This is a genomic window from Ruegeria sp. SCSIO 43209 (assembly GCF_019904295.1).
In the GTDB taxonomy this organism is placed as follows: Bacteria; Pseudomonadota; Alphaproteobacteria; order Rhodobacterales; family Rhodobacteraceae; genus Ruegeria.
Genome location: NZ_CP065359.1, coordinates 1,772,980 through 1,794,239, shown reverse-complemented (window position 1 = coordinate 1,794,239; position 21,260 = coordinate 1,772,980). Strand labels below are relative to the sequence as shown.

Annotated in this window: 17 protein-coding genes and 1 riboswitch; of the genes, 11 read left to right on the top strand and 6 right to left on the bottom strand. The window is 58.5% G+C overall.

Translation table 11 applies throughout. The features are described 5' to 3' along the window. Positions 1 to 55: 55 nt before the first annotated feature. Positions 56 to 1,318, top strand: a complete 1,263-nt coding sequence (purD, locus tag I5192_RS08975) for a phosphoribosylamine--glycine ligase (protein ID WP_223118228.1) — start codon at positions 56 to 58, stop codon at positions 1,316 to 1,318. A gap of 94 nt (positions 1,319 to 1,412) precedes the next feature. Here the strand turns inward: purD and I5192_RS08970 are convergent, their stop codons facing one another. The 4 genes from I5192_RS08970 to I5192_RS08955 form a co-directional block, all read right to left on the bottom strand. Further along, a complete protein-coding gene (locus I5192_RS08970) occupies positions 1,413 to 2,204 on the bottom strand; it encodes a VCBS repeat-containing protein (protein ID WP_223118227.1) in 792 nt (263 codons plus the stop codon). Further along, positions 2,204 to 2,527: a 2Fe-2S iron-sulfur cluster-binding protein gene (locus I5192_RS08965; protein WP_170393530.1), complete on the bottom strand. Its 324-nt coding sequence runs from the start codon at positions 2,525 to 2,527 to the stop codon at positions 2,204 to 2,206. Before I5192_RS08965 ends, I5192_RS08970 begins: the two co-directional genes overlap by 1 nt. 136 nt (positions 2,528 to 2,663) lie before the next feature. Further along, entirely contained in the window at positions 2,664 to 3,290 is a 627-nt protein-coding gene (locus I5192_RS08960) for an N-acetyltransferase (RefSeq protein WP_223118226.1), read from the bottom strand. Positions 3,291 to 3,350: 60 nt separating this feature from the next. Next, positions 3,351 to 4,040, bottom strand: coding sequence for a glutathione S-transferase N-terminal domain-containing protein (locus I5192_RS08955; RefSeq protein WP_223118225.1), 690 nt, complete (start codon positions 4,038 to 4,040; stop codon positions 3,351 to 3,353). A gap of 130 nt (positions 4,041 to 4,170) precedes the next feature. Further along, positions 4,171 to 4,248: riboswitch (SAM riboswitch) on the top strand. 62 nt (positions 4,249 to 4,310) lie between these two features. Between I5192_RS08955 and metZ the strand changes: the two genes are divergently transcribed. The 5 genes from metZ (at position 4,311) to I5192_RS08930 (ending at position 10,894) form a co-directional block, all read left to right on the top strand. Beyond that, complete coding sequence (metZ, locus tag I5192_RS08950; protein ID WP_223118223.1) at positions 4,311 to 5,501, top strand: O-succinylhomoserine sulfhydrylase; 1,191 nt, start codon at positions 4,311 to 4,313, stop codon at positions 5,499 to 5,501. A 181-nt stretch (positions 5,502 to 5,682) separates the two neighbouring features. After that, on the top strand, positions 5,683 to 6,786 hold the full coding sequence (gene folE2 / locus I5192_RS08945) for a GTP cyclohydrolase FolE2 (RefSeq protein WP_170511035.1): 1,104 nt from the start codon (positions 5,683 to 5,685) through the stop codon (positions 6,784 to 6,786). A gap of 281 nt (positions 6,787 to 7,067) precedes the next feature. Then, positions 7,068 to 7,820, top strand: coding sequence for a hypothetical protein (locus I5192_RS08940; protein ID WP_223118222.1), 753 nt, complete (start codon positions 7,068 to 7,070; stop codon positions 7,818 to 7,820). 51 nt (positions 7,821 to 7,871) lie between these two features. Next, entirely contained in the window at positions 7,872 to 9,320 is a 1,449-nt protein-coding gene (locus I5192_RS08935) for a TrkH family potassium uptake protein (RefSeq protein ID WP_170393516.1), read from the top strand. Continuing rightward, positions 9,320 to 10,894 (top strand): thiamine pyrophosphate-binding protein, encoded by a 1,575-nt coding sequence (locus I5192_RS08930; protein WP_223118221.1) that lies wholly within the window; start codon positions 9,320 to 9,322, stop codon positions 10,892 to 10,894. The genes I5192_RS08935 and I5192_RS08930 overlap by 1 nt, the downstream gene beginning before the upstream one ends. Before the next feature lie 56 nt (positions 10,895 to 10,950). On the opposite strand, the gene I5192_RS08925 is transcribed toward I5192_RS08930, so the two are convergent. Further along, positions 10,951 to 12,690 (bottom strand): serine protease, encoded by a 1,740-nt coding sequence (locus I5192_RS08925; RefSeq protein ID WP_223118285.1) that lies wholly within the window; start codon positions 12,688 to 12,690, stop codon positions 10,951 to 10,953. Positions 12,691 to 12,895: 205 nt separating this feature from the next. Between I5192_RS08925 and I5192_RS08920 the strand changes: the two genes are divergently transcribed. After that, positions 12,896 to 13,825, top strand: coding sequence for a glycine--tRNA ligase subunit alpha (locus I5192_RS08920; protein WP_170511026.1), 930 nt, complete (start codon positions 12,896 to 12,898; stop codon positions 13,823 to 13,825). A gap of 8 nt (positions 13,826 to 13,833) precedes the next feature. Here I5192_RS08920 and I5192_RS08915 read toward each other — a convergent pair whose 3' ends face one another. After that, positions 13,834 to 14,466 carry a MarC family protein gene (locus I5192_RS08915; protein ID WP_223118220.1) on the bottom strand — a complete coding sequence of 211 codons (633 nt, stop codon included), beginning with the start codon at positions 14,464 to 14,466 and terminating at the stop codon, positions 13,834 to 13,836. A gap of 78 nt (positions 14,467 to 14,544) precedes the next feature. Between I5192_RS08915 and I5192_RS08910 the strand changes: the two genes are divergently transcribed. Genes I5192_RS08910 through I5192_RS08895 form a run of 4 tightly spaced genes read left to right on the top strand, consistent with a single transcriptional unit; the run spans position 14,545 to position 21,101 of the window. Further along, positions 14,545 to 15,066 carry a DUF6446 family protein gene (locus tag I5192_RS08910; RefSeq protein WP_170563334.1) on the top strand — a complete coding sequence of 174 codons (522 nt, stop codon included), beginning with the start codon at positions 14,545 to 14,547 and terminating at the stop codon, positions 15,064 to 15,066. Then, complete coding sequence (gene gltS / locus I5192_RS08905) at positions 15,066 to 16,274, top strand: sodium/glutamate symporter (RefSeq protein ID WP_223118284.1); 1,209 nt, start codon at positions 15,066 to 15,068, stop codon at positions 16,272 to 16,274. The genes I5192_RS08910 and gltS overlap by 1 nt, the downstream gene beginning before the upstream one ends. Before the next feature lie 9 nt (positions 16,275 to 16,283). Then, entirely contained in the window at positions 16,284 to 18,503 is a 2,220-nt protein-coding gene (glyS, locus tag I5192_RS08900) for a glycine--tRNA ligase subunit beta (RefSeq protein ID WP_223118219.1), read from the top strand. 36 nt (positions 18,504 to 18,539) lie between these two features. Beyond that, positions 18,540 to 21,101, top strand: a complete 2,562-nt coding sequence (locus I5192_RS08895; RefSeq protein ID WP_170645854.1) for a putative PEP-binding protein — start codon at positions 18,540 to 18,542, stop codon at positions 21,099 to 21,101. The last annotated feature ends 159 nt before the right edge of the window (positions 21,102 to 21,260 follow it).

Sequence of the window (21,260 nt, the reverse complement as noted above, 5' to 3'; positions counted from 1 at the left end):
TCTCTGCGCAGCTTAGAACGCCGCGCAGGCAAGGCCAAGCAGATCGGAGCGTTTCATGAATATCCTCATTCTCGGCAGCGGTGGACGCGAGCACAGTCTGGCTTGGGCGGTGATGCAAAACCCCAAATGTGATCGCCTGATTGTGGCGCCGGGGAATGCCGGGATCGCCCAGATCGCAGAGTGCGCGGCGTTGGATATCGAGGATGGCGGTGCTGTGGTCAACTTTGCCGAGGAAAACGCGATTGATTTCGTGATCGTTGGCCCCGAAGCGCCTTTGGCCGCAGGGGTTGCTGACCGGCTGCGGGAAGCGGGTGTGTTGGTTTTCGGGCCCTCGGCAGAAGCGGCGCGGCTGGAGGCCTCAAAAAGTTTCACCAAGGAAATCTGTGACGCATCCGGCGCGCCGACGGCGGCTTATGCCCGGTTCACCGAGGCTGAGCCCGCCAAGGAATACATCCGTGCGCAGGGGACCCCGATCGTGGTCAAGGCCGATGGGCTGGCTGCCGGGAAGGGCGTGATCGTTGCGATGGACGAGCAAACCGCCCTGGACGCGATTGACGACATGTTCGGCGGAGCCTTTGGTGGCGCGGGGGCCGAAGTGGTGATCGAGGAGTTCATGGAGGGCGAGGAGGCGTCTCTGTTCGTGCTCTGTGACGGAGAGGATATCCTGTCGATTGGCACCGCACAGGACCACAAACGCGTTGGCGAGGGCGATACAGGGCTGAACACTGGCGGGATGGGCGCCTATTCTCCGGCCCCGGTGCTAAGCGCCGAGATCGAGGCCCTTGCGATGGATCAGATCGTGCACCCGACGGTGGCCGAGATGAAGCGGCGCGGGACACCGTTTCAGGGTGTGCTCTACGCCGGTTTGATGATCAAGGATGGTCAGCCCAGGTTGGTGGAGTACAACGTGCGGTTCGGAGATCCCGAATGTCAGGTACTGATGATGCGCCTTGGCGCTCAGGCCATGGACCTGATGCACGCGGCGGCCGAGGGTCGCTTGGCTGAGACGCGGGTGAACTGGGCCGACGATCACGCCATCACGGTCGTGATGGCGGCAAAGGGGTATCCTGGTTCTTATGAAAAAGGCACTGTGATCAACGGCCTGGGCGATCTGGCCGAGGATAGTAGCAACATGGTATTCCACGCGGGGACAAAAGCGGCTGAAGGCAAGGTTCAGGCCGCGGGTGGCCGCGTTCTGAATGTGACTGCGCGTGGGGAAACGCTGAAAGACGCACGCGACCGGGCGTATGGCATGGTTGAAGGTGTTGATTGGCCTGAAGGGTTCTTCCGTCGCGACATCGGCTGGCGCGCGCTGTAGGTTAGCGGTCGGGCTGCGCCCGGCTTGATGATTTCGGGGCGAGGGGCCAGCCCCTCGCGCTCCCCGAGGTATTTATGGCCAGATGAAGATCGGATCAGCACTTTAGTGCGTTGGCCAGATCTGTGAGACTGTTGAGTGGTCCGAGGTCTTTTTGTCGCCAGCCTTTGCTGTACGAGACGCCTATGATCCGCGACCAGTCGGCGCTGGCGAGGATCAGCTCTGGGTGCGTTTCGCATTGGCGCAGACCGCCTGAAATAAAATCTTCTCCGATCCTGTGATTGGTAAGGCCAGGGATTGTCGCGATTTCAATGAGTTCACCGTCTTTGTAACGCCAGATGCGCAGAGTTTTCGCAAGGTGTGGGCGGTCGACATAGGCGATCTCGACATGTCCATCACCATCCAGATCGGCGGCACCGATGGGGGCGAGCCAGCGGTTGCGCTTGCCGATATGGGGGGTGGCGGCGATTTTTTGACCATTGACGTCATAGATCGCCAGTTGAGCACCCGTATGCTGCTGGGTCTCTACAACGATGACTTCGGGCAACCCGTCCTGATCGATATCGGCCAGGCGTGGGGCAAGATCTTCGAATACGCGGTCTTCAGGCAGACGTATTGTAACGGTCGAGCGTTTGGAGCTATCGACTTTTCGCCGCACCGCCGAGGAAAGACTTGTACCGACGCCGATTTCCAAAGCACCGTATTCGATGGCGTCGCCAAGCACCCCATGGGCGTAGCGTGTTGTTGGTTCCGTGAAGCGAGCAAATACTTTGGTTTCGCCGCTGGCTGCGGGCATATTCCCCGTTAGCCAAATGCAAACCATCAGAACAGCGCCACGCGCCCGACGGTGCCAAAGGCGGTTGGGCTGACGCGGCGCATCAGAGTGCATCAGATCTGCTTTTCGGGCATCTGCACAACCAGACCATCCAGCGCGTCGGTGACCTTGATCTGGCAGGTCAGGCGCGAGCGGGCCGGGTCGGGTTCATAGGCGAAGTCAAGCATGTCTTCTTCCATGTCGTCCTTGGCGGGGATTCTCTCGACCCAGTCAGGATGAATATAGACGTGGCAGGTCGAGCAGGCGCAGGCACCGCCGCAATCGGCCTCGATGCCGGGAATGTTGTTGTCACGGGCCCCTTCCATGACTGTCAGTCCGTTGGCGACCTCGACTGTATGTTCGGTACCGCCATGCTCGACATAGGTGATCTTTGCCATTGCGTGCGTCTTCCTTTTTCGGTTGTCGAATTCTTCCTTAGTGAAGCGAGTTAAGTGTTTCTAGAGGGAATTGCGACTTGAACGGTCGCGTATGAATGTTCTTATCAACAATATTGTAATTGAGCCTGAGCCGATGTCAGAGGCTTTGATCGATCTCGTGGACCATGTGCAGGTGCACACCTATTCCATATTCGTTGTCCAATACGGGCACGCGCGTTTCAATTTCGACGTTAAATCCAATATGCTCATAAAAACTAACGGCTTCATTGTTGGCGGCTACGTCAAGGCATATCTGATTGCACTCGCCCGCCAAAGCTCGTTTTGTTGCTACTTCAAAGAGTTGGCCGGCAATACCAGTGCCATGCATATCTGGACTCACGGCGAATTCGAGAATGTAGTAGGAGTTTTGACGCGGGGCAGGAAACAACCGATCCATCCAATGCAAGGCAGATTTTAGATGAAGCGCTTCATCTTCGCCAAGAGCATTAGCCTGATTATCCACGGAAAAATCGAAATTCGCAGAATACTCTTCGTCTGTATGCCCAATAAGGAGACCCGCAACCTTGTCGTGTTGCATGGCCGTAAAGGCATTTTTGTATGAATACAAACCCTGTTGCGCAGGCCATTCCGTTCCGATGATCTTGTGCAAGACATCCATTTTACCAAACATGTAGCCGTTTAGTTTTGGATCTGTGCTCCAAAGAAGATCGGCGAGTGTCTCGGGCGGAACAGATTTAGAAGCCGATTGTACTATCGCAGTCAAAAGTCACTCCTGATTCTAGCATCCAGAAAACATGACTTACGATCCAAACATACCCACTGCTTACCGTTTAAACAAAACGCCCTGTGATTTCTGATCCCGATGATCTCCGCGCAGGTCTGCGTGCAACGCGCGGCCTGCTATTACCGCAGGACGAGCGCTCATCATGTCCAGCCAGCGGGTAAAATGCGGTTTATCCTCCAGCACTTGTTGTTGGCCTTCCCACAGGCTCGCCCAGCCCCAGATCGACATATCGGCAATGGAGTAAAAATCGCCCGCGACGTATTCGTTTTCGGCCAACCTGCGGTCGAGCACGCCGTAGAGACGCCCGACCTCACTGCGATAGCGGTCTTTCGGATAGGGATGGTCTTGTGGCGGGTCCAGATGTGGGGCGTATTTAAGGAAGTGATGCGCTTGGCCGGCCATCGGGCCTACGCCGCCCATTTGCCACATCAGCCATTCCTCGACTGCGATCCTGTCACGTTCGGTATTGCCGTAGAACCGCCCGGTCTTGCGGGCGAGGTACATCAGGATCGCGCCGCTTTCGAAGACCGAAACAGGCGCGCCGTCAGGGCCGTCCGGGTCGACGATGGCGGGCATACGGTTGTTAGGCGAGATCTTTAGAAACTCGGGATCGAACTGGTCGCCCTTGCCGATGTTGATCAGGTGGGTTTTGTAGGGCAGCTCCATCTCTTCCAGAGCGATGGACACTTTCCAGCCGTTGGGCGTGGGCCAGAAATAGAGTTCAATCATGGGGCCTCCTTGAGTTTGGGCGATCATGAAGCTTTCTGCACAAACGGCAAGAGCGCGCACGGCCGTGTTACGAAAGCGTGACCGGTGATCAGTCGGGCTTGACGTGTTCCGGGGCGGGGCGTAAACGCATCTTCATTCATGTGGCGATTTGTTACCGGATTGCGGGCCACGTTAAACAACACCGCTAAAAGGTCAGGATGAAAGACCCCTTTCGCTTGGCCGCGTCTGGGGTTTTTTGTTTGCCTCCAATGCGGGGCTGAAAGGAATGAGATGAGCGAGAGCTGGAACAAACGCACCCAAGCCGTCCATGGCGGCATCCGTCGCAGTCAGTACAATGAGGTTTCTGAGTCGATCTTTCTGACGCAGGGGTTTGTCTACGATAACGCCGAGCAGGCCGAGGCCCGGTTTATCGAAAGCGGCCCGGATGAGTTCATCTATGCCCGCTACGGCAACCCCACCGTGTCGATGTTCGAGCAGCGTATCGCAGCTTTGGAAGGCGGCGAGGATGCGTTTGCCACCGCTTCAGGTATGGCCGCTGTGAACGGTGCGCTGACTTCGATGCTGCAGGCGGGCGACCATGTGGTTTCAGCCAAGGCGCTTTTTGGGTCCTGTCTGTATATCCTCGAAAACATCCTGACGCGTTATGGCGTTGAGGTGACCTTTGTAGACGGCACCGATCTGGACGCGTGGGAGGCCGCGATCCGGCCTGACACCAAGGCAGTGTTTTTTGAATCCATGTCGAACCCGACGCTTGAAGTGATCGACATCACGTCCGTGTCGAAGCTGGCCCATGCGGTGGGTGCGGTTGTAATCGTGGACAACGTGTTCTCGACACCCGTGTTCTCGCGCGCGATCGAACAGGGAGCCGACGTGGTGGTCTATTCGGCGACCAAGCATATCGACGGGCAGGGCCGGGCGCTGGGCGGCGTGATCATCGGCACCAAGGAATTCATCCGTGGCACGGTCGAGCCTTACATGAAGCACACCGGCGGTGCGCTTAGCCCGTTCAGCGCTTGGATCATGGTCAAAGGTCTTGAAACCATGGCCCTGCGCGTAAACGCGCAAGCCGATAGCGCGCAAACGATCGCAGAAGCTTTAGAAGGGCATTCTGCACTGGAGCGGACTCTGTATCCCGGGCTGAGAACCCATGCGCAAAACGCGTTGGTGCAAGAGCAGCTGGGCGGCAAGGGCGGTACGGTTCTATCGCTGGACATCAAGGGCGGCAAAGCGGCAGCGTTTGCGTTCCTGAATGCGCTGACGATCCCTGTGATCTCGAATAATTTAGGCGATGCCAAGTCGATCGCAACGCACCCGGCCACCACAACGCACCAGCGTCTGAGTGACGAACAACGCGATGAGTTGGGTATCACGCCGGGCCTGATCCGCCTTTCGGTTGGGCTTGAGGATGCCGGTGATTTGCTGGCGGATATCCAGCGCGCGCTAGACGTATCTCAGGGCTAGTGTTGCGCCGGGAATGCACCATCAGGCGGATGTGATCCGCCTGATCCGGCGCATTTGGTTGTAAAATGACGATTTCTTGCCTCGAATTTCGATCCGGACTGCTATTCCGCGCGTATCGTTCAGGACTGGTAATTAAACCTCGGTGGTATATAACCGTCGGCCTAGCAAGGGATCCGTGCCAATGAACATTCATCCGCGCGACATCAACGAGACACCCGATCACGATCAGGCCGCAGCGGCGCTCAAGGTGCTGCGCGAATGGGCGAAATCAGCCTCGGCGGCCGAGATCAGTCAACTGGACCCGGCCATTGCGCAGCTTGTCCCGGGGCTGTTGCCGTCAAACTATCCAGCCCTCTCGCGCGAATATCCCCAAGGGTTCGAGGCGGATGCAGCCTACAAGGCCACATTGCCGGATCTGCAAAACGGTCCGTCCAGCCTGATCCGGGGTTCGATGCAGCAGATCCAGCATGTCGGCATCTCGAATTTCCGTCTGCCGATCCGGTTCCATCGCAAAAGCGGTGCCGAGCTGACACTTGAGACCTCGGTCACCGGGTCTGTCAGCCTTGAGGCCGAGAAGAAGGGCATCAACATGTCTCGGATCATGCGGTCCTTCTACAAGCACGCCGAGCGCACCTTTAGTTTTGAGGTGATGGAGGCAGCGCTGAACGACTATCTGACTGATCTGGATAGTTTGGATGCGCGCATACAGATGCGGTTTTCCTATCCCGATCGGATTGAGAGCCTGCGTTCGGGCTTGTCCGGATATCAGTATTACGACATCGCGCTGGAACTGGTTGATCAAGGCGGGGAACGTCTGAAGATTATGCATCTGGACTATGTCTATTCGTCCACTTGCCCCTGTTCATTGGAACTGAGCGAACACGCGCGCGCAACCCGCGGGCAGTTGGCGACGCCGCATTCCCAGCGCTCGGTGGCGCGGATTTCGGTGGTTATCGATTGCAACGCCGATTGCCTGTGGTTCGAAGATCTGATCGCGCTGTGCCGCCGCGCGGTGCCAACCGAAACTCAGGTGATGGTCAAGCGCGAAGATGAACAGGCCTTTGCCGAACTGAACGCGGCCAATCCCATATTCGTGGAAGATGCCGCGCGTCTGTTCTGCGCCGAGCTGCAGGCCGATCATCATGTCGGCGATTTCCGTGTGATCGCCAGCCATCAGGAAAGCCTGCACAGCCATGATGCGGTCTCGATTCTGACCGAAGGTCCAACCTTCGAATCCGCGAGCCTGGACCCGCGTTTGTTCACGACGCTGTTTCATGTGGGCTGATTGACCCTGCGGAAGCTGCTGGAAAAACAGTCAAAAATCCTGCATGGGCGCTTTTTTGCCGCAATGCAGCAGGAATTGCTGCATCTGCACCCTGAATTGCGCTAGATTGTCCCCGAGTGCAGCTGCTGCGCATCCGTAAAAACCGGGTCGCGCAGCCCGAAAGGAAACCGGGACGTGCAACGCCTTGGACCGCCAACCTGCAAATCCGCCCGGACGATTGGGGCGGGCGGGGTCCTTTACTCATCTACCCGCTGCCTCGGTTTTATCAGGAGAGACATGCAATGAATCCGATTACTCAACCGCTTGAGTTTCAGGCAGCGGCCATCCGGATGGCCGGTTACGCAATGGCCAGTCAGATTGAGATCATGCAGATCATGACCCGCGCGGCGTTTGATCTGCCGATGACACCTCTGCACGGATTGAAGACAGCCGAGGCACCCGCACCGGTTGCCCGCAAAGCGGCGACCCCAGCAACGCGAAAGCCAGCAAGACCGGCTGCAAAAGCCAAGGTTGCAGCAAAGCCTAAAGCCGCGCCGAAACCCAAAGCAGCACCAAAGCCGAAGGCGGCGGCTAAGCCTGTGGCGGCACCAGCGCCGAAAACGGCGGCTCCTAAGGTTGCGGCCGCTGCACCCAAGGCGGCCCCGGCCGCCAAAACGGCTGTGAAAGCAGCACCGGCGAAGGCCAAAGTATCTGCGAAATCCGCCTCGAAAGCGGCCAAGCCAGTATCAACGGCGGCCAAGCCGGTTGCGGAGTTTAAATCTTCCGCACAAGCCAAGGCACAACCGGCAGCCGCAGCGCCGAAAGCATCAGCAAACACGGTAAAAGCGGCGCCCAAGGCACCTGCGGCAGCTAAGCCCGCCCCGGCAAAAGCTGCGCCTCTGGCCACAGCGGCTCCGAAACCTGCCGCTGCAAAACCTGCGACGAAGAAACCCGCAGCTGCGTCGGCTGAGCAGGCCAAACCGGCACCGCGTCGTGCACGCGCCCCGTCGAAGCCACCCGCGATGCCGGGCGTTGAGATAAAATCCGACCGTTAACACGGATCATCTGCTTGACACCGTCGGGCTGGCGCGCCAACGCTGCCCGTCATGATGGATCTTCGCCCGGTCGGATATGTGATTGGCCTGCTGGTCGCCATTCTAGGGGCGACCATGCTGCTGCCTATGCTTGTCGACATGATCGAGGGGCGGGGCGAGTGGCATGTTTTCTTTGAAAGCGCGGTCATCACACTGCTGACCGGCAGTGTTCTTGCGATGAGCTGTTCCAACGGGGTGGGCGAAGGTCTGACCATCCGTCAGACATTCTTGCTGACCTCGGGTGTCTGGGTGGCGTTGCCGGTTTTTGGCGCAATTCCGTTTCTGTTCGGCGAAACTGAACTGCGTTTCGTCGATGCCTATTTCGAGGCGATGTCGGGGCTGACCACCACAGGTTCAACCGTGATCTCGGGGCTAGACGAACTGCCACAGGGCTTGTTGCTCTGGCGGGGCGTTTTGCAATGGTTGGGGGGCATCGGAATCATCGTCGTGGCGATGGTGTTCCTACCCGAGCTGCGCGTTGGTGGGATGCAGATCTTCCGCTCGGAAGGGTTTGAAACCATGGGAAAAATTCTGCCCCGTGCGCAAGAGATCGCCGGGCAGATTTCCTTGATCTACGTATTTCTGACGGTGGTCTGCGCATTGGTCTATGCCGGTTTCGGCATGAGCTTTTTTGACGCCGTCGTGCATGCCATGACCACAATCGCTACGGGCGGGTTTTCAAACTATGACAGCTCTTTCGCCCGGTTTTCGGGACCTCTGGAATATGCCGCTGCCATCTTCATGATCCTCGCGGCGCTGCCATTTGTGCGGTATGTGCAATTGGCCAATGGTCACACAAGCTCGTTGTGGAAAGACAGCCAGATTCGGGCGTTTCTGGCAACCATCGTGGTTCTGGTTGTGATTATGTCGATCTTCCTGACTTCGGTCTTTCCGCACCATTGGGAGCAGGCGTTCCGCGAGTCGCTGTTCAACATCACATCGATCATTTCGGGCACCGGGTACGCGAGTGTCGACTATATGGGCTGGGGCAGTTTTCCGGTCATGTTGTTCTTCCTGATCGGATTGATTGGCGGTTGCGCGGGGTCCACCGCGTGTTCGATCAAGGTGTTCCGCTATCAATTGCTGTTTGCGTCGATTAAAACCCAGCTCAGCCGAATTCGTTCGCCGCATGGTGTGTTCGTGCCGCGCTATGATGGACGACCGATCAGTCGCGACGTGCTGACCTCGGTCATGAGTTTCTTCATGTTCTTTGCACTATCGATGGGGGTTCTGTCGTGGGCGCTGGCCCTGACTGGGTTGGACTTTATCACCTCGGTATCGGGGGCCGCGACGGCACTGGCTAATGTGGGGCCGGGGCTGGGGGAACAGATCGGGCCAGCAGGCAACTTTGCGGGGCTGAATGACGGTGCCAAGTGGCTGCTGACGATTGGGATGCTGGTCGGACGCCTTGAACTGCTGGCTGTCTACGCAATCTTTACCGTTCAATTCTGGAGAGGCTAATGAAACGACCCCTTGGGGCGCAGATCTCGCACATGCTTAAGGATCGTGGCGTTGACGTGATCTTTGGCATACCGGGCGTGCATAATCAGGAGATGTATCGCGGTATCGAAGAGGCCGGGATCACGCATGTTCTGGCCCGACACGAGCAGGGGGCCGGTTTCATGGCCGATGGATTTGCCCGCGCGTCTGGCAAGCCGGGGGTGGCCTATGTGATCACCGGACCGGGCCTGTGCAACATAATGACGCCGATGGGGCAGGCTTATTCGGATTCGGTGCCGATGCTGGTGTTGTCTTCTTGTCTCGAAGAGACACAAGCACTGCGTGGCCAATTGCATCAGATGAAGGATCAACGCGCTGCGGCCGAGACAGTTACAGACTGGTCCTGTCAGGCGAACGATGCCAAGGCTGCCTATGGTCTGATCGAGCGCGCCTTCGAAGAGTTTGAGCTGTCGCGCCCGCGACCGAAACACATTCAGGTACCCATCGCGCAATTGGAGGCCGAGGCAGCGCCTGCACCTTTTCCAAACCAGCCTGCCTTGCGCAACCAGACTGTTCCACCGGATGTGGCACCGGTTCTGTCGCTGCTGAATATCGCGCAGCGGCCGTTGTTCATATTAGGCGGCGGGTGCCGGTCTAACCTTTGGCGACAGATCCTGACCCAGTTGGGGGCGGCGTGCTTCACGACATATGCCGGTCGCGGGCTGGCCGGGTCCGATTATCCGCTGGATTTCGGATCGATGCTGCCACGACCGGGCAGCGCCAAAGTAATTGCCTCGGCTGATCTTGTCGTTGTTGTCGGTGCTGAATTGGGCGAGGTTGATCTGTGGCGCCATGATCTGGGCCACAACGCAACTATGGTGCGTGTTGATCTGGACCCGCAAGTGCTGTCAGACCACAATCGTGCGGCTGTCAAACTGCAGGCAGATGGTGAGAGTTTTGCGCATGCGCTGTGGGCAGTGTCCGATCAGGTAAAACCAGCCGCTGGTTGGTCTGCGGACGAGGTGCGCGAGGCGCGCGCACGCTGGCGGGCCGAGGTAGATGCCGAGCGCCCGGGCATTGTCCCCGTGGTCGATGCACTCAGGGCGGCCATGCCCTTGGATACGATGATTTATTCGGACATGACCCAATTCGCGTATGTCGCGAAAGAAGTCTGGGACATGGGCTTTCCTTATCATTGGCACCACCCGACCGGATTTGGCACGCTGGGTTACGCCCTGCCAGCCGGGATCGGTGGTGCAGTAGCACGGCGGGGCAAACCCACAGCGGTCATCGCGGGTGACTATGGTTTTCACTACACAATGCAAGAGCTTGGGGTTGCTGTCGAACTCGGCCTGCCGCTACCCATCATTCTGTGGGACAATGGTAAACTCAAAGAGATTGAAGAGAGCATGGTGCGCGGACAGATCGCGCCCAATGCGGTGATCGCGCGAAACCCGGATTTCTGCAAACTGGCCGAGGCGTTCGGGGCGCTGTCAGCTGCACCGAAGACGCTGGATGAGATGCAGGCCGCAGTGCGCGCCGCCTTTCAGGCCGAGGTTCCCACATTGATATGGGTCACACCGGATATCCTGTAAACCTATGAAAAAAGGCGTGCACCTTCGTGCAGCGCCTTTTCCCTGAACCTGATTGTTCAGTCCCAGCAGTGCACCAGAACGGTCATTCCGTTGGCTCTGCGGCTCAGTTCGTTGGGTGAAATCTGGGCTGAGCCTTGCGCGGGCTGACCTGAGATGCCCGCCTTGGTCAGAACTTCGGTCAGACGTGCCACATTCGCCGCAAGGCTGACCGAGTCGGGCAGGGTACGCCCATCGGAAGGGGCAGGTAGCAACATGCCAACAACGCTGCCGCTATCGTCAAAGACAGGTCCTCCCGCGTCGCCGGGCTGGGCGGACAGTGCAAGGCGTTTGACGCCATCTTCTCCATTCAGGCCGCGGATATCAGCGATTTCGCCAAAGGTCAGAGTAGGGGCACCCAATGCGCCTTCGTAAGAAAAGCCCGAAACAGCGACCTGAGACTGAATACGCGGAACGCCCGCGCGGAACTCGGCAACACTGATCGGGGCTAGGGTCTTGCTAGGACGCAGCACAGCGACACCAAGATCGGCATCCTGCCAAGCCAGCTGAACCTCTTGGTCACCGTCCAGCGTGATGCGGGTGCAGCTTTCAGCGGCCTCGGTGACCGTCAGAACCGTACCACCAGCGTCGGCGAAGAAGCCCGATCGCGATAGCCGCGGTTTGCGGATTTGCAGTCCAGACATCAAATCGATGCGCTGGTCGGCATCCGCTCCGGCACCGGCATCCAGTACGGCATCGGTCGTGGCAAAGCTTGCGCGCATCGCGGCCAGAACTCGGGCACGGCGAGCCTCATCCCCGGCAGGCCAGACCAGCGTGAAACCTTTGATCTTGCCGTCTTTCAGAGCTGCTTGCGTGAACGAGGCCATGCCATTTCCGCGTCCTTCAATCGTGAAGCTGTTGCCGCGCAGGCTGCGCTCACCGTCCAGAGGAACGATTTCAAGCGACTGCATCACTTGATAGAGCGCCCGCAGGGTTGCGGCAGAGCCTTCCTGCGAGATCAGCAGCGCCTTGGCGTCCAGATCAGAAGTGGGGTTGAAATGGGCAAAGGGTGCCTCGTAACGGTCAAAGCCCAAGACGCCTATTGGCATGTCCAGTTCGATCCCGGCTTGCGGGTCGGAATAGCGTGCCATCCCGACGCTGATCAGTGGAGCGTTGTAGTCATCCATCAGGGTTTTGCGCTGCAGCGTGGTCAGAACGCCAGTCGCGTCGAACCCGTTGGAACGTTGCCAATCGCCCATCGAGCGGCGGGTGCCCTGACCAAAGGCTCCGTCAATTGTTGAATTGTAGAACCCGGCTGCCTGCAACGCAGTTTGCAGGTCTCTGCGCTCTTGCGCGGTCAAAAGGCGTTCGCCCTGCAGAGCCTGCGAACGGGTTTCATCTGCGTCCTGCAGGGTAAGACCGGCCAAGGGCTGCTCTGGTTGCGGCTCGGGCTGGATCGGGGCGGTGACGACGCCGCGGTTCAGGATGTTGGCACCGATGGGCCAGAACTGTTGCCCCAGCGCGCTGGAGAATGCGATGAAACTGTCCGATGGGATCTGACGCTCGGCCCGGTAAACGCGCAGCACCTGTTCGGCGTCGTCGCGTAAATAGGGCCCGATAACAATGGCATACCAGCCGGAATTCAGCCGAAACCCGTTCACATCGGGCAGCGCGTTCGCATAAACCTGCGCCCGTTCCTGCGCCTCGCGCAGCGACGGCTGCGCCTCGATCTGAACAAAGACGCCCGCATCTTGCTGGGCAAAAGCGGCGCGCAGGCCGAAGAGGATAAAGAATGTAATAACCGTAAATACGCGTGTCATTGTCTGCCCGTGTTCTGCAGTGTTTTCACTTTGGCGCAGATTACGCGGAATCGCGGTCCGATTGCCATGCCCGGAATACGGGGAATTCTGTGTGTGGCCGCTCAGCGACAGAGTGGCCGATTGGCCCGTTGACGCCCTTGGATGCCTTGCATAGGAAGGGCCGAACCCACCGGAACCGGGCGCTTGGGCGTCCAAGGGAATAGTCATGACCGAACCCAATAGCGCACCACGTTCATTTCAAGAGATTATCCTAAGGCTTCAGTCCTATTGGGCGTCGAAAGGTTGTGCGATCCTACAGCCCTATGACATGGAGGTCGGCGCAGGTACGTTCCATCCGGCAACCACGTTGCGCGCTTTGGGGTCCAAGGCTTGGTCAGCGGCCTACGTTCAGCCCTCGCGTCGCCCGACAGACGGACGTTATGGCGAAAACCCGAACCGGTTGCAGCATTACTATCAATACCAGGTGCTGATCAAACCCAGCCCGCCGGATCTGCAAGAGCTGTATCTGGGCAGCCTTGAGGCCATCGGCATCGACATGGATCTGCACGACATCCGCTTTGTCGAGGATGACTGGGAAAGCCCCACTCTGGGTGCGTGGGGTCTGGGATGGGAGGTCTGGTGTGACGGCATGGAAGTCAGCCAGTTCACCTATTTCCAGCAGGTCGGCGGCCATGACTGTGCGCCGGTTTCCGGTGAGCTGACCTATGGTCTGGAACGTCTGGCCATGTATGTGCTGGGCATCGACCATGTGATGGACATGCCCTTCAACGATCCTCAGTCGCCCAGCCCGCTGACCTATGGCGACATCTTCAAGCAGACCGAAGAGGAATACGCCCGCTGGAACTTCGATATTGCTAATACCGAGGTCCTGCTGCGCCATTTCGAAGAGGCTGAAACCGAATGCGCGACCATTCTGGCGCAGGAACATGACGACCCGAAGACGGGCAAGCGCATCATCATGGCGCATCCCGCATATGATCAGTGCATCAAGGCCAGCCACATCTTCAACTTGCTGGACGCCCGCGGGGTGATTTCGGTTACCGAAAGACAGGCCTATATCGGCCGCGTTCGCGCATTGGCCAAGCAATGCGCAGATGCGTTCGTGCAGACCGAGGCTGCCGGGTTCGAAGCTTGATGCAGCGCCTAGGCCAGTCCGGGCAACAACGCCTTCAGGCCGTCTGCGATCATGCTGATTGCGATAGCCGCAAGGATCATGCCCATGAAGCGGCTCATTATCACTCGGGCATTGTCCGACAGCCGCTTAGCCAACGCCGATGCGTTCCAGAACGTGATCAAAAGCAAGGCCACCACGAACAGAAATACACCTGCATAGACAACGGTTTCGACCGGGGTTTTGATGTGGTGCGCATAAAGGATCAGTGTTGTGATTGTTCCGGGGCCGACCAGAATGGGAAAAGCCAAGGGATAGAACGCAACGGTCTCGGGCGCGGGATAGGATTTCTTTTCTCCGTCGGTTCCGTGATGCGAGCTGCTCTCGTTCCCGTTCAGCATGTTCAGGCCGATCATCAGTACAACAAGGCCACCGGCGACGCGCAGGTCATCGACGCTGATGCCAAAGAGCCCAAGCGCTTGACTGCCGATCGCAGCGAAGGCGCCACCGAGGATCGTGCAATAAAGCGCAGTCTTCACAGCCACTTTGCGTTGATCCGAAACGGGCAGGTCTTGCGTAACACTCAGGAACACAGGCAAGTTGGTAATCGGATTCATGATTGCAAAAAGCGCGCCAAAGAATCCGACGGCAAGAGTGGTTTCCATGCGAGTAGCCTCGTTTCTGACCGTACTGCTTGGGAACCTGTCTTATTTTCTATGAACTTGAAAGAGGTGGCGTAAACGATGACTGGAAAATTGGTTGCGCTAATCCTTCTGATTTCTGGCGTTCTGGCCGGTGCTGGCATGTATTACCTGCAGGTTTATGGGTTCTATTATGAGGTAGAACCGCGCCCGGGCCAGGATGTGGTCCTGCTGGCGCAAGGGGCGGAAGCGCCCGAAGCCATCGCCTATACTGGGTTTAAGGCCATTGACGCCGACAGCTCTCCGATCCGGTATCGGGCCTGTTTCGAAACCGAGTTGAGGCCGGATCAAATGGTGGATTTTATCCCTGTCGAGAACCCCGAGCCATTGACCGCGCCAGGGTGGTTTGATTGCTACGACGCAGTTGCGCTGGCCGACGTATTGAAATCGGGTCAAGCACAGGCTTTCTTGGGCACCAAGAACATCCATTATGGTGTCGACCGGATCGTTACCATTACACAGGATGGCAAAGGCTACGTCTGGCATGCGCTGAACAATTGCGGTGAAAAGGCCTATGACGGCACGGTTGTGGGCGAGGAGTGCCCACCCAGGCCCGAGGGCTGATGCAGATGGTCGTTGAGATACCGGAGTTCCTGACAGCAACGCTGGGCTTTGCGGTCTATCTGCTGGGGGCAGAGATCAACGCCCGTGTCGCACAATTGCGCAGCTTCAACATCCCCGAGCCGGTAACCGGGGGCCTTCTGGCCTCGCTCGTGGTATTGGCGCTGTATCTTGGTTTCGGCATTGAGCTATCCTTTGGCTTGACCGCACGAGACTTTCTATTGGTTCTGTTCTTTGCCGGGATTGGTCTAAATGCCCGTCTGTCCGATTTGATCGCGGGCGGCAAGCCTTTGCTTTTGCTTCTGATTTTGACGCTTCTGACCATCGTTGCGCAAAACGTGATCGGCGCAGTGGGGGCCGCGATGTTCGGTTATCCGGCGCAAGCCGGGGTGCTGTTCGGGTCTGCTGCGCTGATCGGGGGGCACGGAACTGCGATCGCCTGGGCCCCCGAAGTTGCGGGCGCCACCGGTTTGAGTGGCGCAACCGAGTTGGGGGTGGCCGTGGCCACATTGGGTCTCGTGCTGGCCGCTTTGGTCGGGGGGCCGATTGCGCGGCTGCTGATCGAAGGACGCAAGCTCAGCCCCGAACGACCCGGGGAAGAGCATACGGTGGGTTTGCCCAATGAGGTCGACCAGAAATCCGAGATTGATCATCTGACAATCATGCGGGTGCTGCTGTACCTCAACCTCGCGATCATTTCAGGCGCGATCCTGAGCGAAGCAATCAGCGCCGCAGGGCTGAAACTGCCGTTGTTTGTGCCCTGCCTTATCATGGGGATCGTGATTGCCAATCTCCGCGCCATGTTCGCGCCGAATGCCAAGCCGGTCTCACGCACGCCCTCGCTGGCGCTGATCTCGGAATTCGCGCTTGGTGCATTTCTGGCGATGTCGCTGATGAGCCTGCAACTGTGGACCATTGCCGAACTGGGCCTTGCGATAGCAATAATCATGACCGCCCAGACCCTCTTTGCCGTGGTGTTCGTGATCTGGGTTCTGTTTCCGTTGATGGGATCGAATTACCGCGCCGCCGTTCTGGCCGCCGGGTTCGGGGGGTTCGCTCTGGGTGCTACCCCCACAGCTATCGCAAATATGACCGCCGTAACCAAGCGATATGGCCCGTCGCCTATTGCCTTTATCGTACTGCCCCTTGTATCCGCATTCTTTGTGGACATCGCCAATGCCATCGTCATTCAGACGATTGTCAATTTCTAAGGACCGAAAATGCCCGACCTGCTGATCGAACTGTTTTCCGAGGAAATCCCCGCGCGCATGCAGACCCGCGCCGGTGAAGACCTGAAAAAGCGGATCACCGATGGTCTGGTCGAAGGCGGTCTGACCTATGCCTCTGCCGCTGCACTGACGACGCCGCGTCGCCTGACGCTGGCGGTTGAAGGCCTGCTGGCGGAAAGCCCGACAATCCACGAAGAACGCAAAGGCCCAAAGGTCGGCGCGCCTGACAAAGCCATCGAAGGCTTTCTACGCGGCGCGGGACTGACCCGAGACCAGTTGGAAGAGCGCGACACGCCCAAAGGCGCAGTGTATTTCGCCACCATTGAAAAGGCGGGTCGTCCAGCAGCTGAAATCATCGCCGAGGTCTTAGAAGCTACCATTCGAAACTTCCCCTGGCCCAAATCCATGCGCTGGGGGGCTGGATCGATGCGGTGGGTACGGCCCTTGCACTCGATCCTGTGCATCCTGACCGATGAAGCAGGTGCGCAGGTCGTGCCGCTTGCGATCGAAGGGATCACGTCCGGTGATACGACTGAGGGCCATCGTTTTATGGCCCCGAACCGGTTTACGGTGACCTCGTTCGAGGATTATGCCGCCAAGCTGAAACGCGCCTTCGTGGTGCTGTCGCCCGAAGAGCGCGCCGAACATATCTGGAACGATGCCCAGAACATGGCCTTCGCCGCAGGTCTGGAAGTCGTCGACGACAAGGGTCTGCTGGCAGAAGTTGCCGGTCTGGTCGAATGGCCCGTTGTGCTGATGGGGCAGATCGACGAGGAGTTTCTTGAGCTGCCGCCCGAGGTACTGCAGACCTCGATGAAAGAGCATCAGAAGTTCTTTTCTGTGAAGAACCCCAAGACGGGGCGGATCGAGCGCTTCATTACCGTCGCCAATCGCGAGACCGCCGATAACGGCGCGACCATTTTGGCGGGGAACCAGAAGGTTTTGTCGGCCCGTCTGGCCGATGCGAAATTCTTCTGGGAGAACGACCTGCGCGTTGCCAAGTCGGACATCGCCCAATGGACCCGCGCGTTGGAGAATGTGACTTTCCACAACAAGCTGGGCACTCAGGCGGAACGCATCGACCGCATTGCCGCGCTGGCCCGAGAACTGGCCCCGGTGGTCGGGGCGGATGCGGATCAGGCCGAGAAAGCCGCGCGTTTGGCCAAGGCTGATCTGAACTCCGAAATGGTCTATGAATTCCCTGAACTTCAAGGGCTTATGGGGCGATATTACGTCGATGCGGCGGGCGAAGACGCTGCCGTGGCTGCTGTGGCTCAGGAGCATTACTCGCCGTTGGGGCCGTCGGATGATGTTCCGACCGCACCGTTGTCTGTGACAGTGGCGCTAGCCGACAAGTTGGACACGCTGACCGGGTTCTGGGCGATAGATGAGAAACCCACGGGTTCGAAAGATCCGTTTGCTTTGCGTCGTGCGGCGTTAGGGGTAATTCGACTAATCGTGAATAATGATCTGCGTCTTCGGTTGGACCGTTTTTTCGATAGTCAACTGGTTCGATCAGAACGCGCTATCAATGAGGCTTTGCCCGAAGCGAATGTCCGCGATCTCCTGGAAGAAATCGCAAAACATGGTGTCTTTGGTGCTTCATTCCAGACTGTCAAAGAAAAGCTTGAAGGATCGCCCGCAACAGCATTTCTTGAGCTTGAGAAAAAGGTTCCTGACGCGTCTGACGATCTTCTTTCTTTCTTCCACGACCGCCTCAAAGTCTTCCTCCGAGACGAAGGCATCCGCCATGATGTCATCGACGCTTGTATCGCGATGGAGGGGAATGACGACCTCAACCTGCTGGTCAAACGCGCCCGCGCTCTGAATGCGGTGATTGCGACCGAGGATGGAGAGAACCTCGTGCAGGGGTTCAAGCGTGCGAACAACATCCTGTCTCAGGCGGAAGAGAAGGATGGAGTCGAATACTCTTACGGCGCGGATGTGAAGTTTGCTGAAACTGACAGCGAAAAGGCACTGTTTGCAGCGCTTGACGCGGCAGAGGCCAAGATCGATCCCGCGCTGAAGGCCGAGGATTTCCCGACAGCGATGGCGGCAATGGCCGAACTGCGCGGGCCGGTGGATGCGTTCTTTGAGGACGTGCAGGTCAATACCGATAATGACATTCTGCGCCGCAACCGTCTGAACCTGCTGAGCCAGATCCGTAAGGTCTGCTCTAGCGTTGCTGATCTGACCCGTATTGAGGGATAACGCCCTTGCGCCAAGGGCGCAGGGGCTTATGCTGCGGTGAAACCAAAAGGTGCCGCAGTGCAGAATAATCCGCATACCACGCTTATCACTCCAAAAGCGCCCGTTGCCGCCAATACCCATGGTGGCCGGGCAAAGTGCCTGCAAAGACTGGTCCGGCTGGACATGCCGGTGCCGCGGACCGTGGCGCTTTCTTTTGACGCGGTGCAGCGAATTGCCAAGGGCGACATTCCCGACATCGCAGCCATTCTGGAACAGTTCGACGCCGAGTCATTGCTGTGTGTACGGCCCAGTTCAGAAGATCCTGACTGGGGTGGACCGGGGGCGGTGCTGAATATCGGCATGAACGATGCCCGATATCTGGATCGGTCTGCGGAAATGGGGGCGGATGCGGCGGCGGCGCTATATCTGCGGTTTGTGCAGAGCTATGCGCTCCATATTGCCCGTCTGGACCCTGACGTATTCGATACCATCGATGCGGATGGGCGCGAAGGGCTGAGCTTGTCCCTACGGGCGTATGAAGATGAAACCGACGAGGCCTTTCCGCAAGATCGAGGAGAGCAACTAATTGGTGTTCTGCGCTCGATGGCGCGTGCCTGGGATGGCACGTCGGCCCGGCTGCTGCGGCAGGCCAAGGGCGCGCCGGCGGATGCAGGTTTGGGGCTGGTGATCCAAGAGATGATCCCGGGTGTCGGCCAGGGCGAGTGCGGTTCGGGCGTTTTGCAACTGATTGACCCTGCGACGGGCATGCCGCAGATCACGGGCCGCTATCTCAGCCAGAGTCAAGGGCGCGACGCGCTGGGGGAAGGTGTCGCTGCGCTGTATCTGGAAAAGGATGAACGGGGGCAGGCGCTGGAAGATGTAGCTCCCGAGGCGTTTGCCGACCTCAAGGCCCACGCCGCGCTTATGCGTGAGAAGTTGCGCGAAGAGATGCAGGTCGAATTCGTGGTGCAGAACGGCAAGGTGCATATTCTGGACGGCGTGCGGGTTCCGCGCGGGTCGCGGGCCGGGATGCGGATCGCGGTGCGCCTGGCCGAAGACGGGATCATTCCGCCGCAAGAGGCTGTGATGCGGATCGACCCGCATTCGCTGAACGAACTTCTGCACCGGCAAGTCCACCCCGAGGCCGAGCGCGATGTGCTGACCACAGCCATCGCGGCCAGCCCCGGTGCAGCGACCGGTCGAATTGTCTTTACGGCTGCCGAAGCGCAGGCCAGCGCAGCGCGGGGGGAGCCCTGTATTCTTGTGCGCCGAGAAACCTCGCCAGAAGATGTGCGCGGAATGCATGCCGCAGTAGCTGTTTTGACCGAAAAGGGCGGGATCACCAGCCATGCGGCGGTGATTGGCCGTGGTCTGGGTCTGCCGTGTATTGTCGGCGCGTCCGAAATGCGGTTTCAGACCAAGAAAAAGCTGCTAAGCGCACCGGATGGGCGTGTGTTCAAGACAGGCGATATTCTGACCATCGATGGGACTTCTGGTCAGGTATTGGCCGGACAACCCGAGATGCTTGAAGCGGCGCTGGATGATTGCTTTCAGACACTGATGAGCTGGGCCGATGCCGAGCGGGACATCGCCATCCGCGCCAACGCCGATACACCCGCTGACGCGCAAACTGCACGAAACTTCAAAGCAGAAGGGATCGGGTTGTGCCGAACGGAACACATGTTCTTCGATCCCGGTCGTTTGACCGTAATGCGCGAAATGATCTTTGCGCAGACCCCGTCTGGACGTGCCGCTGTGCTGGAACGGTTGCTGCCGATGCAACGGCAGGATTTTGTGCAGTTGTTCCGGATTATGGAGGGGCAGCCGGTCTGCATCCGCCTGTTCGATCCGCCCTTGCACGAGTTTCTGCCCACTACGCGCACTGGTCAGCGCGAGCTGGCTGAGGCGCTGGATTTGCCGATCTCGGATGTCGAACGTCGGGTCGAGGCGATGAGCGAGTACAATCCGATGCTGGGATTGCGCGGGGTTCGTCTGGGTGTCACCGTGCCGGAAATCTACGACATGCAGGCGCGCGCGATCTTCGAGGCGACGGTTGAGGCCAGTAAAGAAGGTGCCCCTGTCGTGCCCGAGGTCATGATCCCGCTGGTCTCGGCCAAGCGCGAGGTTGAACTGGTCAAAACACGCATCGATACTGTAGCGGCCGAGGTTGCCTCGGAGCAGGGGCAGGAGTTCGACTATCGATTGGGAGTGATGGTGGAAACGCCTCGGGCCTGTCTGCGCGCGAATGAGATTGCGCCACATTCCGCTTTCCTAAGCTTTGGAACAAACGACCTGACCCAGATGACCTACGGATTGTCGCGCGATGACGCTGGGCGCTTCATGTCGGCATATGTCCGCCAAGGAGTGTTTGGCGAAGATCCATTTCACGTTCTGGATGCAGATGGGGTAGGTGAATTGCTGAAGCTGGGGGCCGAGCGCGGGCGTCAAGCCCAACCAGACGTTACGCTTTCTGTCTGTGGCGAACATGGTGGTAACCCCGAATCAATCGCAATCTGCCGGTCACTTGGATTCGACTATGTGTCCTGTTCCCCTTTCCGGGTTCCTGTCGCTCGGCTGTCTGCCGCTCAACTGGCGATTTCGTCCAAACTTGGGGGTTGACTAACTGTCTCCTACCTAGAAATAGTGGCGTAGGAAACGTTCCGCTGTCGATAATAATTGGCGGCGTGAGCGGTTTTTCTCTTGCATTTTTTTCAGAACTGGACGTCTCGCTTCGTCTGGGGTATTAGCCTCGACGCGCCCGCCGGGGGAGGGTATGGC

Coding starts and splice junctions, on each gene's coding strand:
- purD (WP_223118228.1), top strand. CDS start 56: ATGAATATCCTCATTCTCGGCAGCGGTGGACGCGAGCACAGTCTGGCT.
- I5192_RS08970 (WP_223118227.1), bottom strand. CDS start 2,204: ATGCACTCTGATGCGCCGCGTCAGCCCAACCGCCTTTGGCACCGTCGG.
- I5192_RS08965 (WP_170393530.1), bottom strand. CDS start 2,527: ATGGCAAAGATCACCTATGTCGAGCATGGCGGTACCGAACATACAGTC.
- I5192_RS08955 (WP_223118225.1), bottom strand. CDS start 4,040: ATGATTGAACTCTATTTCTGGCCCACGCCCAACGGCTGGAAAGTGTCC.
- metZ (WP_223118223.1), top strand. CDS start 4,311: ATGAGCGAGAGCTGGAACAAACGCACCCAAGCCGTCCATGGCGGCATC.
- folE2 (WP_170511035.1), top strand. CDS start 5,683: ATGAACATTCATCCGCGCGACATCAACGAGACACCCGATCACGATCAG.
- I5192_RS08940 (WP_223118222.1), top strand. CDS start 7,068: ATGAATCCGATTACTCAACCGCTTGAGTTTCAGGCAGCGGCCATCCGG.
- I5192_RS08935 (WP_170393516.1), top strand. CDS start 7,872: ATGATGGATCTTCGCCCGGTCGGATATGTGATTGGCCTGCTGGTCGCC.
- I5192_RS08930 (WP_223118221.1), top strand. CDS start 9,320: ATGAAACGACCCCTTGGGGCGCAGATCTCGCACATGCTTAAGGATCGT.
- I5192_RS08925 (WP_223118285.1), bottom strand. CDS start 12,690: ATGACACGCGTATTTACGGTTATTACATTCTTTATCCTCTTCGGCCTG.
- I5192_RS08920 (WP_170511026.1), top strand. CDS start 12,896: ATGACCGAACCCAATAGCGCACCACGTTCATTTCAAGAGATTATCCTA.
- I5192_RS08915 (WP_223118220.1), bottom strand. CDS start 14,466: ATGGAAACCACTCTTGCCGTCGGATTCTTTGGCGCGCTTTTTGCAATC.
- I5192_RS08910 (WP_170563334.1), top strand. CDS start 14,545: ATGACTGGAAAATTGGTTGCGCTAATCCTTCTGATTTCTGGCGTTCTG.
- gltS (WP_223118284.1), top strand. CDS start 15,066: ATGCAGATGGTCGTTGAGATACCGGAGTTCCTGACAGCAACGCTGGGC.
- glyS (WP_223118219.1), top strand. CDS start 16,284: ATGCCCGACCTGCTGATCGAACTGTTTTCCGAGGAAATCCCCGCGCGC.